Origin of the sequence: Dialister sp. (assembly GCF_047832375.1) — a bacterium.
Classification (GTDB): Bacteria; Bacillota; Negativicutes; order Veillonellales; family Dialisteraceae; genus Dialister.
On sequence record NZ_CP181256.1, the window covers coordinates 2,302,425 to 2,316,283 of the forward strand.

The 13,859-nt window shown below is 50.2% G+C and carries 12 protein-coding genes; 1 reads left to right on the forward strand and 11 read right to left on the reverse strand.

Annotated features, from left to right (window positions below; genetic code table 11):
* Positions 1 to 8: 8 nt before the first annotated feature.
* From ACFWUL_RS09130 to ACFWUL_RS09175, 10 genes are all read right to left on the reverse strand, one after another.
* Positions 9 to 458 carry a universal stress protein gene (locus ACFWUL_RS09130; protein ID WP_297022607.1) on the reverse strand — a complete coding sequence of 150 codons (450 nt, stop codon included), beginning with the start codon at positions 456 to 458 and terminating at the stop codon, positions 9 to 11.
* 174 nt (positions 459 to 632) lie between these two features.
* Complete coding sequence (locus ACFWUL_RS09135) at positions 633 to 1,706, reverse strand: MBL fold metallo-hydrolase (RefSeq protein WP_416177060.1); 1,074 nt, start codon at positions 1,704 to 1,706, stop codon at positions 633 to 635.
* A 171-nt stretch (positions 1,707 to 1,877) separates the two neighbouring features.
* Positions 1,878 to 2,357, reverse strand: coding sequence for a hypothetical protein (locus ACFWUL_RS09140; RefSeq protein ID WP_416177061.1), 480 nt, complete (start codon positions 2,355 to 2,357; stop codon positions 1,878 to 1,880).
* 211 nt (positions 2,358 to 2,568) lie between these two features.
* Positions 2,569 to 3,789, reverse strand: coding sequence for an ISAzo13 family transposase (locus ACFWUL_RS09145; protein WP_416176758.1), 1,221 nt, complete (start codon positions 3,787 to 3,789; stop codon positions 2,569 to 2,571).
* Between the two features lie 248 nt (positions 3,790 to 4,037).
* The gene (locus ACFWUL_RS09150; RefSeq protein WP_416177062.1) at positions 4,038 to 4,685 is read right to left on the reverse strand and encodes a hypothetical protein; all 648 of its coding nucleotides are present in this window, start codon (positions 4,683 to 4,685) and stop codon (positions 4,038 to 4,040) included.
* Positions 4,686 to 5,160: 475 nt separating this feature from the next.
* Complete coding sequence (locus ACFWUL_RS09155) at positions 5,161 to 5,580, reverse strand: Hsp20/alpha crystallin family protein (protein ID WP_416177063.1); 420 nt, start codon at positions 5,578 to 5,580, stop codon at positions 5,161 to 5,163.
* Between the two features lie 356 nt (positions 5,581 to 5,936).
* Positions 5,937 to 6,563 carry a hypothetical protein gene (locus tag ACFWUL_RS09160; protein ID WP_416177064.1) on the reverse strand — a complete coding sequence of 209 codons (627 nt, stop codon included), beginning with the start codon at positions 6,561 to 6,563 and terminating at the stop codon, positions 5,937 to 5,939.
* Positions 6,564 to 6,576: 13 nt separating this feature from the next.
* On the reverse strand, positions 6,577 to 7,278 hold the full coding sequence (locus tag ACFWUL_RS09165) for a ThiF family adenylyltransferase (protein WP_416177065.1): 702 nt from the start codon (positions 7,276 to 7,278) through the stop codon (positions 6,577 to 6,579).
* A complete protein-coding gene (locus ACFWUL_RS09170) occupies positions 7,278 to 7,649 on the reverse strand; it encodes a VOC family protein (protein ID WP_416177066.1) in 372 nt (123 codons plus the stop codon). Before ACFWUL_RS09170 ends, ACFWUL_RS09165 begins: the two co-directional genes overlap by 1 nt.
* Positions 7,650 to 7,806: 157 nt before the next feature.
* Entirely contained in the window at positions 7,807 to 9,300 is a 1,494-nt protein-coding gene (locus ACFWUL_RS09175; RefSeq protein ID WP_416176748.1) for an ISLre2 family transposase, read from the reverse strand.
* Between the two features lie 178 nt (positions 9,301 to 9,478).
* Between ACFWUL_RS09175 and ACFWUL_RS09180 the strand changes: the two genes are divergently transcribed.
* Entirely contained in the window at positions 9,479 to 10,969 is a 1,491-nt protein-coding gene (locus ACFWUL_RS09180) for an ISNCY family transposase (protein WP_416176766.1), read from the forward strand.
* A gap of 1,276 nt (positions 10,970 to 12,245) precedes the next feature.
* Here ACFWUL_RS09180 and ACFWUL_RS09185 read toward each other — a convergent pair.
* Positions 12,246 to 13,484, reverse strand: a complete 1,239-nt coding sequence (locus ACFWUL_RS09185) for an S-layer homology domain-containing protein (RefSeq protein ID WP_416177067.1) — start codon at positions 13,482 to 13,484, stop codon at positions 12,246 to 12,248.
* Positions 13,485 to 13,859: the final 375 nt, after the last annotated feature.

Below are 13,859 nucleotides of genomic sequence, written 5' to 3' on the forward strand. Positions count from 1 at the left end.
TTTCAATTCTATTTCACAATAAGAACGGGACATTTGGAGCGGCTCACCATGTAGCTGGAAACGGAACCCATGAAGATACCTTTCAGTGGTCCCAGGCCCCGGCTGCCCATGACGATAAGGTCGCAGCCATGCTCTTCTGCCATATTGAGAAGCACCGGTCCCGGAGAACCGACTTCGTAGAGTTCTTCGTGGGCAATGCCCGCCGGAACCATGGCAGCCGCCTCTTTCAGGTCATTCTTGCACTGCTCTTCCAGATCCTCTGAGAGCTTCGTGGTCAGGCAGCCTTCCGCAATGGATACCTGGTCGAAATTGCTCATGGCCGATACCATATTGCATACAGAAGCAATATAGAGCTTTGTGCCGTCACCGGCAGAAGCAATATCTACGGCCTGCTGCATCGCTTTTTTTGCATGGTCTGAGCCATCATAGGGCACCAGAATTTTCTTATATTTCAACATATAAACCCCACCTTTCCTATTGAATGAAACGGGGAATTGCCTTGTTTTCTATATTATACCATAAGTAGGAAAGGAGGGCAGATACCCGACTTAGCCTGCTGACGGGCAGTGTCACCAGCATGGAACTGCCAGCTGCCTCACAGGAATGACTCTACTCCTCTTTGCCTCGTCCTCTCAAAACACGAAGCTGTCGCTTTCCGGTTTTACCTTTTTATTATGAAACGGCACCACCAGGGGCATGTCATTGGCCGCCCGGAGGTCTTCCATTTCCTGCCAGGTCAGGTGGTTCGGCCACAGGGAAAAGACGGCGCGGCCGGATCTGTAAAAGCACTGGGCTTTCCCGTAGCCATGGATACTGCCGGTAAGGAGCACTCCCATATCCGGATGGGCCTCGATCAGTTCCCGGCTCGATGCCCGGGACAGCTGGGCATCGGTGAGGAAATAAATATGCCCCGGTTCCAGGGTCTTTTCATCCCATCGCTGGAAAATGGAAAAAGGAAGCTCCGTCACCTCGTCGTGGACAAAGTACTTCCGATGGCCCAGACGAAGCCATTCATCATAGAGCTTTGGCGACATATGAACCGGATGCTTTTCCCCGAAGACCTTATGGAACAGGATGCCCATGGAAAGGCCCCTTCCGTAATGGTGTACCGGCATGAGGAGCGGATGGCCACCGTCCATAAGGGATTCCGCCCTTTCCACCACTGCCCGTCGGAGATCATCGCCCCGTTCTTTCCGGCTGTAGGCTGCATCGATGACTGCCATATCCGCATGGAGGCCCCGGACAGCATCACAGCGGTAGAACGTATCATTTTCCCGGTAATCGCCAGAATAAAAGACATGGCGTCCCTCTACGGAAATATCAAACCACACCGCCCCGGCGCAGTGGCCCGTCCGGCCCCAGTGCACCGTAAAATCGGGCTCCAGCTCCAGGTCCGGCGCTGTGGAGTCCAGAATCATGGTATTCTGCGGTTTGTAATGAAGCTGGCGGTACGTCTGGTTCGACATGAGTACGGGCCCTGTGAACCCCTTCTTCACCAGGTATTCGATGGCCCCCGTATGATCCCGGTGGGAATGGGATATAAAAAGGTACTCCGCCTGGTGAATCTGTTCCGTCGAAATATCGGGCACCCTGTCGAAGCCATCGGTGGACGTGCCGGCATCCAGGATAAAGGCATGACGGTCCCCTTCCACATAGAAACAGTTTCGCCCTTCATCTCCGCACCCGCCGGCTATATATAACTGCATAGTCACATCTCCATTATCCTGAAATACATTCCCATTTTTAAAAATACATAAAAAAAGCCGTCCCACAACCGGCACGGCTTCTTTGCTCGTAAGTATTCTGTTCTGTCTATTATATAATTTCTGAAATTCTTTGTAAAGTGAAAAGAACGGGCAATGGCCCGCCCCTTTCCATTAATAGGACGTCTTTGATACCCGATAGAGGGACATATAGATTTCCTCTGCCGCATTGGCATCTTCCTTCACAGTTCCGTTATAGGGAGCTGCCTTTCCGTCAGGAGTGAAAGCCCCTTCCAGCTTGTTCAGGATCTTGTATTTAATGACGCTGCCATACTGGTCCGCTCCCACAGCCGTATCGTACTGGAGGATGTAGTCCACCATCTTATAATTGCCATAGTCCGGCCAGGTCAGGGGACTCTTATAAATTTCCGCATACAGGGTAGCCCGGATTACCGGCATTTCCCCGGCAGAAACGGGATCCCGTTCAATGGTATCAGCATCCGCATAAATCCGTTCCGTAGGGCTCGTGTAGACCACCATGTATTTATTGTAATCATTCACCATCTTATCCGATGTAGGCGGCTTTTCTGAAGCCATGGCCACAGCCGGCACAAGGGCGCAGGCCAGCGCCAGGGCTGCCAGTTTTTTGTTCATAGATTTTCCTCCTTTTGAATCGCAGTCAATTTCATTTATTATATCCCAAAGAAAGGCAATCTGCCAATTGGTGTTAATACCGCTGCCAGGGAAAGCAGTTTTTGCATGTTTGCGGGCAGAGTCAACTTGCCTGAGGCTTCTAGCTGTCAGCTTTCAGGAAAGCTGGCCCGCCTGCGGCGCTTTTTGAGCTAAGGATCTGTGCATTATTAAGCTATTCATATGATGGCCTGATGACATAATTCCAATCAGGATGAAATTCATTTCTTAGCAGATTAATGCCAGCAAATTCCTTGTCAGAAACTTTAGTGCCTTTAGGGTAGACTGCGGTATCCGCTTTACACCGAACCACAAGCCCATTATCGGTAGTTGTTGAAGCGATCAGATTAACGATAATTTCAAGCGTTTCCAAAGGACGGCCTCGCCAGTTCTTTGTAATTTGGCTGAATAGTCGATGCTCTATTTTATTCCATTTGGATGTTCCGGGCGGGAAGTGGCAGACTTCGATTTCAAGGCCACTTTCATCAGCAAATTTTTGCAGCTCAAATTTCCAAAGCCGGCTATGGCTTCCATTGCTTCCACCACCATCTGCCGTAATTAACAGACGGGTTGCTTCAGGATATCGTGGTTTACCCATCTCATCCCACCAGGAGCGGATCGAATTCACTGCGAACTGCGCAGTATCTGAGCCTACTCCCACATTCACAAACCCTTCATTGGCTGCAATATCGTAAACGCCGTAAGGAGCAGCTTTTCCCTTGTCAGGAAGAGGAAAGTCATGGTCAAGAACGTTTACCGGATTTCCTTTTTTGGCATATTCGGCTCCGCTATTTTTGAAATTTCCAATGTTTTCCTTTTTCTTACAGTCTATGGAAATAACAGGAAACCCGTTTTCCATGTATTCTTCAGCAGTTTCGTTGATGTGCCGGAACTGTGCGTCCCTGTCTGGGTGCTGACTTCCAACCTGGTTCATTTTTTGATTGATTTGGAGGCTGTAACCCATATCTTTCAAGAGGTATCCGATTTTACGATATTTAATCTTATAACCACGGGCATTCATTTCCGCTTCGAGGTTACGCAGGCTCTTTGTCGTCCAACGCAAAGGTCCTTGGGGATCTCCAAAAGTGGAATTTTCCATAAGGCTTTCAAGTGCTTCTATAATTCCCGGCTGAGTAACCTCTATGGGCTTACGACCGCCGCCTTCCCTTCGGATACGAGGGGAAGGTGCATCTTGAGATAAATAGGGATGTTCAGAATTCAGATCTTTTATGCCATTCGTTATGGTTACCCGGGATACGCCAGTGGCTTTGCTGATAGCAGTAATTCCACCGTGGCCGAGTGCTTCGGCTTCAGAGGCCAGATATACTCGTTTCTGCGCCTCGTTAAGCAGTGGAAGCATCTTATTGATTTTATCTACAGGGACTTCTTTAACCATGCTGATTTCCTCCTTGGCATCAGCATAGCATTTTTTACACTTTTAATCAATTAAAATGTAAATATTGTTTGTGCACAATTCCTAAGATACGGGCAAAATCGCCAGGCAAAAATGGCTGCCAGGAAAAACCAACGCCTGCCACCCCCCTGAAATTTCAGCCGATAATCTATCATGCCGCGGGCTATGGAACTTTTCTAACTGCTAGAAGCCCACACAGGAACGCCCCTATCTCTAAGCATGCCAACCCATCAACCGTTCTGCTCGGCTTTTTCCTTTTCCTCTTCCTTCACCCGGTCTGCATAGTGGAAGACCTGGGTCTTCATCTTATACTCGATGCTGTTCTTCCCGTAGGTCCTGCCGTAATTCATGCTTGTTACATCGGTATAGGCTTCCGGTGCTGTCCGTTCCACCAGTTTCTTTCCCTTTTTATCGTAGTAAGTCACATGGCTGGCCACGAAACAGGAATTTTCCCCAAAGTCCACCAGAAACAGGGAGTACGCCACATCATCCTCATCCAGGAGTCCGTCGCTGCTGTCCGCCACGGCCCTGGCACCGGCCTCGGTAAATTCATTTTTCACCGTAGCCAGCACATGGCGCTGGCCATTCCGGGTTTCATCCTTCAGCGTGTCCTGATCGAAATAAATATTCCCGCCGGAACTCTTTGCCACACCGACCCACTGCAGGTTTTCCAGGGCTCCCATGGCATTCTTGTATCGGTTCGTCCGGCTCGATGATTTCGTGGTGGTCTTCGTGGTACCTGTAGTCCGCGGGGAATGGAAAATCCCGCTGGCCAGCACCCGGCCCAGGATCCCGATACCATTGGAAGCTTCCGCCATGCCCCCCAGGGGCACGCAGAATGCCAGCGCCATCACTGCCGCTGCCAGTTTTTTCTTCATACAAATCGCCTCACAGTCCCAATTATCCTGTACCCATTATACAACGGAAATACATACGAAAGGTAATGAATTTAGATGAGTGCCCCCCCAAATACGATGGGTAAGTGTCCGGCTGATAGTCAGGAATGAGGAGTCAGGAATGGCGGTGCGGCGCAAAATGTATAGAGCGTCGCGGATTTTTATATTTATGGATAGGATCCCTCACGCAGGGCTTTACAAATGTAGGCCCTCCTGAAAGCAGCCATAAACGCAAGTGCATATACGAAAAAGGGCCGGGAAACAGGATTTCTGTTTCCCGGCCCTTTTCTCAGGGAAGGAAAATTATGAATCTATATGGGGGCTGTCCATCCTCAGCAGCAGATGGACTGCGCTCCTTTGGGAAATAATTGGTAAGGGGAGGGGGCGGTATCGGGGAATACCGCCCTTGAGAGAGAGTATTCAATCAAGGGACATTGTCCCACACAACATTTCAGTTTCAGCCGATTTCAATGCGATGGCCCGACTTCGGCAGGCTCATATCTTTCTTCGGCAGTTCAATCTTCAGCACCCCATCATTGAGGCTTGCGGAAATCTTGCTTTCCTCGATATCCTTCACAGCGAACTGGCGCTGGAACGTAGTGCTGGTCCGCTCTTTGCGGATATAATTGTGCTCCTTGCCGTCTTCGGAAGTTTCTTTCTTTGCAGCAATAGAAAGCACACCATTTTCATAGGTCACATGGATTTCATCCTTTGCGAAGCCCGGCATGTCGCAGGTCACTTCATAGTGATCCTTGCAGTCTTCAATATCCACTTTCGGAAGGGATTTATATTCTGCATAGGAAACCGGAGTGTTATCAAAGAAATCATCCAGTACAGTATCACCAAATAATCCATCAAATGGAATCAGTCCACGCATATATAAAACCTCTTTTCTTTATCTTCTTTTATGATCAGGATTTTCTCTTATGTCCTCCTGACAATTATCATTATATCACTATTAGCACTCATGTCAATAGAGTGCTAATAGAAATTTGAATTTTCTTCGGTCTGGTTTGTATGCTTACCGGATAGAACCATAGGTGTGAGGCTGTTAGCTGCCAGCTTCCAGCTTTCAGGAAAGCTCTATAGCCTAAGGCGTAAATAACTGACGAAGACATCCAGATAGAAGCGCCGCAGGCTGGCCAGCTTTCCTGATTGCTAACAGCCACCGCACGTATGACTATACCCGGTAAACATCCCAATAAAAAACAGCGTCCACAGGACGCTGCTTCCTTATGTTTCCGGTTCCGAATCAATGATCCGTACGAAGCCGCCGCCAAATTTTGTGTGCTTCAGCCAGTTGCCCAGGTTGAACACATGGCTGGCCCCTTCATCCCAGAGGGTGCAGTAAATGCCATCTTCCTTTTCCTCTATCTTTACCAGGGGCATCCAGTGCCAGTGATAGGGAATGGGCTCCCCGCCGCTGTGAAGATTCAGGAATCCGATGGGGCAGTCCGCTTCCAGCCCCTCTTTGATGAAAGAAGCCACCTTAGGCAGTTTCGGCGCCAGAAGGCGAATGGAGGGGATGGGAAGGGCTTCTGCCTTTCCCTTCAGTCCCCGTTCCTTCATGTAGGCATCAAGTCCCTCCTTCAGCCACCGGGTCTTATAGAGACCATGCATCCGGGGGGTAGCGTATTTCCACATGTCCAGCATCACCGAAAGGGCCTCTTCCCTGGTGGTCACCTTTTTTCCCCACTGTTTCCGCTCGATGTAGGCCGCCATCATGGCTCCCGCCGTGGGACCGCAGCCCGCCAGCTTCTGCCATTTTTCCGGATACCATTCCTGGTTATACCCGTGGACGGGCCTGCCGTTTTCCTCTATTGTAATCCAGTCCGGATGAAGGATTTCTGCCATATCCATGAATTCCTTTCTCTCAGGTAATATCAGCTTCCTTGAGGAGGCTGCGAATCACGTACCCCGCCATCATCATACCCGATACCGGCGGCACGAAGGACGTGGAGCCCGGAGCGTGGCCCTCACCGATAGGCTTATGGGGCAGCTCCTTGGAATACACCACCGTCAAGTGGCGGACCCGCCGTTCCTTCAGTTCCTTTCTCATCTTCCGCGCCAGATGGCAGACGGAGGTTTTATTGATATCTGCAATCTGCAGCATTTCCGGGCGGAGCCGGTTGCCGGTGCCCATGGAAGAAATTTCAGGTATCTTCAGGCGATAGCAGATTTCCGCAATGGAAACCTTCGCCGGCACATCATCGATGGCATCGATAATATAATCGGCATGGAGATTTTTGATGAAATCCTCATTCCCTGGCCGGTAATAGATTGCCATGGCTGTGGCATCACAAGCCGGATTGACCCGGTGCGCCCGCTCCACCATGACTTCCGCCTTGTTCCTGCCGATGGTAGTCCGGTCCGCCACCAGCTGCCGATTCAGATTTGATTCATCCACCGCATCCTTATCGATGAAGATGAGATGGCCCACACCGGCCCGCACCAGGGCCTCCGCCGCATAGGAACCTACGCCGCCGATGCCAAAGACCGCCACCCGTTTCGTGGAAAGGAAATCCACTCCCTTTTCCCCGATAATCCGGGCTGTCCGTACAAAAATAGGATCCATTACTTGCCTCCTGGGATGATTTCAATCCAGTATCCGTCGGGGTCATTGATGAAATAAATGCCCATGGCCGGATTTTCATAGCAGATGCAGCCCATCTTCTTATGCTTTTCATGGGCTGCTTCCATATCGTCCGTATCAAAGGCCAGATGGAATTCATTGTCCCCCAGGTTGTATGGTTCCTTCCGGTCCCGGAGCCAGGTCAGTTCCAACCGGTGCTTCATCTCCCCATCTCCCAGGTAAGCCAGGATAAAGGAGCCGTCCGGAGCTTTGTACTGTCCCACCATCTGGAGACCCAGAGCTTCTTCATAAAAGGCGATACTTTTCTTCAGGTCAAGTACGTTGAAATTGTTGTGATTAAACGCAAATTTCATGTCTTCTCTCCTTGTCAAACATAGAAATAACTGTATGTACCAGTATAGCATATGTATATATATAAATAAAGAAGGACCCACCGCGAAGTATGTGTCAAGGTTTTCTCGGTACTTTATTTGACAGTCGATGTTATCAGGTTTCCCAGCCTCTGCTTTCTCAATAAATCTGTATCGCTTTAGCAAGCTGGCCCATCGGAGTTGAAGTCGCTCCGTATACGCCTATACGGCCTTCCAGGCACCCGGGACGGTAATTCCGTGCGTTCCTGTGCCATTTAGCGTCCCTGGCGGCTTTGCGGTTCGTTTTTACGGCTGCTACGACCGCCTTATGCATCTGCCGGTCCATCTTCTTGTAGGCTTTGCCTGCAGCACAGTAAATCAGGGCTTTTTCCAAAGTGTCATTCTGGGTAGCAGTAATCAGCGTGCCTATTGAATCCATACCTATCCTGCACCAGCTGCGCCCCTGCTTTTTCAGACGGTAGCTATAGCGTCGGTGGTCGCTTTCAGCTGCCCCCAGGTGGATATCGGTTCGGATTCCGCGCTCCCGGATGCCCGGGATATAGTCGGCGTTGCGGCTCAGATAGTCTGCCAGTCTCCGTACCTGCTCGGCCTGTTCTTCTGTTTCTGCGTAGCTGGCAGCCGTATCCAGATATGGCTTCATATCTGTGATGACATTTCTGCTCTTATTCAGTTCAAGCACGAATTTATCGATGAATCCACGTGGGCAGAAGCTGAGGCGGGTCCGCACTTTCTCATTCACATGGTATCTGTCCCGGAAATGGTAATGTGTCTTGCATCCCTCGACAATATTGTCGAAGTCATCGAAATTATATCCTGCTCCGCCATCCCCGTTGGAAAGTACTGTAATCTCGCTCAGATTGTACCGGCCATGCACCCACACCTTGACGAGTTCAAACAGCCTTTTCCTATCCGTTCCAGAGAAGCAGTGGTACCCTGTCAGTCTCGAACGTTTTCCATTCTTCTCGACGCCCTCATAGACCTGGATTCGGTGAAGTTCTATGTTCTGGCCGCCTTTGGTATCGGTGACGGGGTCCGCCTGCTGCTTCATTACAATCCCATCGCCCTCAATAGCCAGCAGCCCGTCCTCCGGTACTCTCTTCTCGGCCTGCTCCATGGCTGCATCTGCTGCTTCGTATTTTCTAACCATTTGGGCGGCAGTGCGGCTGAGATTTGAAACTGTCTGATGTGAAATATCCGTCTGGGTCAGAGTTTTCACGATATGGCTCACATTACGGAACTGGGTAACCTGGGCAGCCTGGGCAATGCGCAGAATCACTCCCATGCTATAGTGACGGGAAGGCAGAAATCCAAATTTCTTATCTAATGGGTAAAATCCCTGCTTTCCGGCCATCTCCAGCCGCCTCCGCTTGTAGGTGACAGGACCAAACAGGCAGTATATGGTTCTGGAATCCCGCCGGGAAATCCGCCACCCCTGAGGCTTGTAGACCCTCTCATACAGCTCGCCATCGATCATTTCGAAGGCCGTCGCCACAAGAAGGCCAAAGAGTTCCGTGAAGAGGTGCCAGAGAACCTGCTCCATGGCCAGTGAATCCTTGGAGTCCTTGATACTCTTGAGAATTTCCTCCTGAATAAAAGGTTTGAAAAGTTCGATATTCTCTGATAAAATGCTCATTGGGAAGAGTCCTTTCTTTTGATTTGTTGCAAGGAAATTATAACATTTCCATCAAAGGGGACTCTTCCCTTTTCTATCCAGCAGGGGAGAAATCCTCTACCGAGAAACATTTTACACTAAGCACCGCGAAGGCCATCGGCCTATGAACCACAAGTGATATTGTCTCAAGTAACCACAAATGAAAATGTCCCAGTCATGGTACAATCTCATCACAATCTTAACGCAAGTGATGGGAGGAATTTTTATCAGAAAGGTTGAATTAACGATGGACGAGCAGTTCAAATATGAAACAATCAAATCTCTTGTTAATCATCCAGATGGCAACAAGCTCGCAGCAGCAGTCCGGCTGGGGTGCACTGTCCGCACCGTGAATCGGTTAATCCTGCGCTATCGTCAGGAAGGTAAAGCAGCATTTGTCCACGGGAACAGGGGCAGACAGCCCGTAACAACACTTCCAGCCTCACTCAGAGAAAAAATTGTGGCCCTTTACCAGAATGAGTACTATGGCGCCAATTTTACCCACTTTACCGAACTTCTGGACAGACATGAGAATATCCATGTCTCCGTTTCCTCTGTAGCCTCCATTCTTGAGGCAGCCTTTATTCTCTCTCCTAAGGCTACACGGGCCAAAAGAAAACGGATCAGGAGAAAATTGGAAGCAATGAAAAGCAACACGAAATCCAAGAAAAAGCAGATGGAAATACAAGTCAATCTTGTGGCTGCTGAAGATGCCCACAGCCGGCGTCCACGGCATGCTTACTTTGGGGAACAGCTGCAGGGTGATGCCACTCCATATGAATGGGTTCCCGGGAAGATCTGGCATCTCCACCTCTTCATTGATGATGCTACCGGCATCGTGACTGGCGGCTATTTTGACACCCAGGAGACCCTGAACGGCTATTACCATGTCCTCTGGCAGACTCTCAAAGATTACGGAATCCCTGTGGAAATCTTCACGGATAAACGCACTGTGTTCATTTACAAACAAAAAGGATCCCCGTCCATCGACGAGGATACCTATACGCAGTTCGGTTACGCTTGCAGGCAACTGGGGATACACCTTGAGTCAAGCAGCGTACCGCAGGCCAAAGGCCGGGTTGAGCGGCTCAATGAGACGCTGCAGTCGCGCCTGCCGATTGAGCTGAGACAGGCAGGCATCACGACTATTGCAGACGCCAATGAATTCCTCAAGTCCTACCTAAAAGAATTCAATGCGAAGTTTGCACTTCCTCCCAATAGTACCAAATCAGCTTTTGTGACGCAACCGTCAGATGAGAGGATCAACCTGATACTGGCTGTACTTACAGGCCGTACGGTAGACAGAGGCCACTGCATCCGTTTCCAGCGTCAGTACTATCGTATGCTTGATTCAGAAGGCCATCAGGTGCATTATGCCAGCGGAACCAAAGTACTAGTCATACGGGCTTTCAACGGCGAACTCTACTGCAGTGTTAACGATACCAGTATCTACGCACTGGAAGCCATCCCTTTGCGCCAGAAGAAATCTCCTGAGCTTGATGCTGACTATACCAAGCCAAAGCCTCAGAAACACTGGATTCCACCGATGAGTCACCCATGGAAGCAGGCATCTTTCCGTCATTACGTCCTTACAAGACCGCATCATTCCAGACAAGATCCAGAAGAACTTGCATCGCGTAACATATTTTAGTAACATACTGGCCTAACCACTCAAAATAGCCCCACTATTGCGGGGCTATTAAATGACAATTCTCGGGACATTTTCAAAAATGCTTGACAAAGGACCCACCGCGAAGGCCATCGGCCCAGACTTCGGAAATCCTCCCGCAGCGGGGCCTGTCATTTCCTCATTTTCCCCCGCCAATGCAGCAGAAAGCCCCGTCTCTCCGGGGGAGAAGAGACAGGGCTTTCTATATTCTGAATCACTGTCCGGTGTCATGATGGAACACGGGGATATAGGAGCAGAGACAGTGGCTCAGGAGGCGAGTCCATGAAGGGAGTGATATTTCCCTGACCCATGCGGCACACCCACATCACAGAGGGGATCTTCATTTCCTCTGCCATAAGAATAGCAGACCCGGAGGTGCTTTGCCATTTTTTATGCAAAAGTGGTCGTTTTTGTGCAAAAGTGGTCACTTTTTGCAGACTTTAAAGTGGTGAAGAAAAGCAGGATTTCCCTACTTTCCGGATTCTCCCTCTTCGACGCGGATCCGTCTCCCGCCCTTCTCTAAGGGGGCACTTGCTTACCGATTTCCTCAATATGTAGATAACCAATTGCATGCAGCTTTTGCGGCGAAGCCGCAGGGCCTCAACTCTCAACTCTATCCCAATCATACAGGCCCTGGGAGAAGGGCCGCGCCAAAGGCGCAGGATGGATGCGGCGCTGCCGCGGGGTCTCTATTTCCTTCGCTCAAATCCCGATTCTGCTTTTGCTGAATCTCTCTGCTTCGCTGAACCCGCCTCTTCGAGGCGGATCCATCCCCCACCCTTCGGGCTGCCCCCTTCTCTAAGGGGGCACTTGCTTACCGATTTCCTCAATATGTAGATAACCAATTGCATGCAGCTTTTTGCGGCAAAGCCGCGGGACCTCAACTCTCTTTCCTCAGCTCTCAACTCTATCCCAATCATGCAGGCCCTTGGAGAAGGGCCGCGCCAAAGGCGCAGGATGGATGCGGCGCTGCCGCGGGGTCTCTATTTCCTTCGCTCAAATCCCGATTCTGCTTTTGCTGAATCTCTCTGCTTCGCTGAACCCGCCTCTTCGAGGCGGATCCATCCCCCGCCCTTTGGGCTGCCCCTTTTCTAAGGGGGCACTTGCTTACCGATTTCCTCAATATGTAGATAACCAATTGCATGCAGCTTTTCGCGGCGAAGCCGCGGGAGCTCAAAGCTCAACTCTTCCTACGGAGCTCCCATAACAAAAAGAAGCCCCCTCGCGAGAGCTTCCCTTTATGTTCGGAATCCGAATATCAGAACTTATAGTTCAGGGAGACGGTCCATGCATCGTCCAGGTCTTTGTTGTCTGCCTTCACATCGAAGTCGTATTCGCCGTGGAGGTATACGTTCTTCTGGAGAGCCACTTCACCGGTAACGTTCCAGAACTTCACCTTTTCAACGTTTTCATTTTTCTTGAAGGAGTTGTTCATGAAGTCCCTTGCCTGGTTCGTGTAGAGACCCAGGTATGCGTTGTCGCCGACCTTGTTGTAAGTGGCATCCAGTTTCCAGGTGCCCGGTTTCCTGTAGTTGATCTTGCCGCAGCCCAGGCCTGCGTTCCAGGAAGTATCGCCTTTATCGGCGTTGGACTTCCAGTATTCCCCTTCTACCCGGAAGTCCTGGATTGGGATCACCGTATTAATGCCCCACATATCATCGAAGTGGTAAGCCTTCTTGAAGTCATCGCCAGCGAAGTTGATATAAGCGGCTCCGATTTTTGCAAAGCTGCCGTTCCAGCCGGCCTTGGTGAAGAAGAAGTCATAGTCGTTGTATGTGCGGTCTGCGAAGTTACCGCTCTTCAGACGGCCATAGCCTGCGGTAATATCGAAAGCATCCTTCGCGTAGGAAATCTGGGCGCCATCATAGAAATCATCATAAATGAGGCCATTGCCGAAAATTACGTCCTGGCGGCCGAGGCGGGCACTGACATCACCAAAGGAATGGTTCACATAAAGCCGGTCCATGAATGTATCGCTGGTGTCATTTCCTTTGAACTTCATGTTGTTCACCAGGCGGCTCTGGACGTAGGTGCTGTCATTGACCTGGCCATGGACATTGATACGCATACGGCCATCCCATGCTTCGTGGCTGCCATTCTTTTCATAGGAGTTATTGATGTACCGCATACGGGCATCGCCGGACCAGGATATGTTGCCGATCTTCTTTTCCAGGTTCGAAACCCGGACACCCAGGTTAGCCAGTTCATCAGCATATTCACCGGCCAGTTTATCGAGGGTAGCCTTCTGCTGTGCATTCAGCTGGTCTTCCTTAGCCATGAGGCGGGCAATGATCTGGGCCAGTTCGTAACGGGTCATGTTCCGTTCGCCTTTGAATGTGCCATCGGGGTAGCCTTCTACTACGCCCTGGTCAGACAGGTCGGATACGGCCTGGTAAGCCCAGTCATTGGGGGTTACATCAGAAAAGGGGTTTGCTGCGTAAGCGGATACGCCAGCGGCGAGTGCTGCCATGGCAGCGATTGCGAGGATCTTTTTCATGTTCCTGCTCCTTAAGAGAAATATAGGGAATCGATGGGCTGCCCATAATTTCCGGAGCCTGCATCCTGCCTGCGCGAGTGACCGTGTTTCCTCTGCCGCCGTCCGCCTTCCCCGAGGCCCGGGCCTTGACCTGAGTCCAAGGTACCATAGTGCAGTGTATGAATCAATCGTTCGTCGAGTAAATGTTCTGTATTGTTTGTCAGGAATATTGGTCTATATGGTCAAAAAGCTGTCAGTTTTTAATCTTTCATTTACATACTTCCCCTTTCTTCCGATTCTGTAAAGCCCACTAGATTTTTACAATTGACAGTTTTCCAATGAAGGTCATACAGAAAAGTCAGTTTTTCATATTCCTATAAAAAGATTCAATAGCGT

What these genes read in the sequence shown, in the direction of transcription:
- ACFWUL_RS09130 (WP_297022607.1), bottom strand. Translation starts at nt 458, where the DNA reads ATGTTGAAATATAAGAAAATTCTGGTGCCCTATGATGGCTCAGACCAT.
- ACFWUL_RS09135 (WP_416177060.1), bottom strand. Translation starts at nt 1,706, where the DNA reads ATGCAGTTATATATAGCCGGCGGGTGCGGAGATGAAGGGCGAAACTGT.
- ACFWUL_RS09140 (WP_416177061.1), bottom strand. Translation starts at nt 2,357, where the DNA reads ATGAACAAAAAACTGGCAGCCCTGGCGCTGGCCTGCGCCCTTGTGCCG.
- ACFWUL_RS09145 (WP_416176758.1), bottom strand. Translation starts at nt 3,789, where the DNA reads ATGGTTAAAGAAGTCCCTGTAGATAAAATCAATAAGATGCTTCCACTG.
- ACFWUL_RS09150 (WP_416177062.1), bottom strand. Translation starts at nt 4,685, where the DNA reads ATGAAGAAAAAACTGGCAGCGGCAGTGATGGCGCTGGCATTCTGCGTG.
- ACFWUL_RS09155 (WP_416177063.1), bottom strand. Translation starts at nt 5,580, where the DNA reads ATGCGTGGACTGATTCCATTTGATGGATTATTTGGTGATACTGTACTG.
- ACFWUL_RS09160 (WP_416177064.1), bottom strand. Translation starts at nt 6,563, where the DNA reads ATGGATATGGCAGAAATCCTTCATCCGGACTGGATTACAATAGAGGAA.
- ACFWUL_RS09165 (WP_416177065.1), bottom strand. Translation starts at nt 7,278, where the DNA reads ATGGATCCTATTTTTGTACGGACAGCCCGGATTATCGGGGAAAAGGGA.
- ACFWUL_RS09170 (WP_416177066.1), bottom strand. Translation starts at nt 7,649, where the DNA reads ATGAAATTTGCGTTTAATCACAACAATTTCAACGTACTTGACCTGAAG.
- ACFWUL_RS09175 (WP_416176748.1), bottom strand. Translation starts at nt 9,300, where the DNA reads ATGAGCATTTTATCAGAGAATATCGAACTTTTCAAACCTTTTATTCAG.
- ACFWUL_RS09180 (WP_416176766.1), top strand. Translation starts at nt 9,479, where the DNA reads ATGAAAATGTCCCAGTCATGGTACAATCTCATCACAATCTTAACGCAA.
- ACFWUL_RS09185 (WP_416177067.1), bottom strand. Translation starts at nt 13,484, where the DNA reads ATGAAAAAGATCCTCGCAATCGCTGCCATGGCAGCACTCGCCGCTGGC.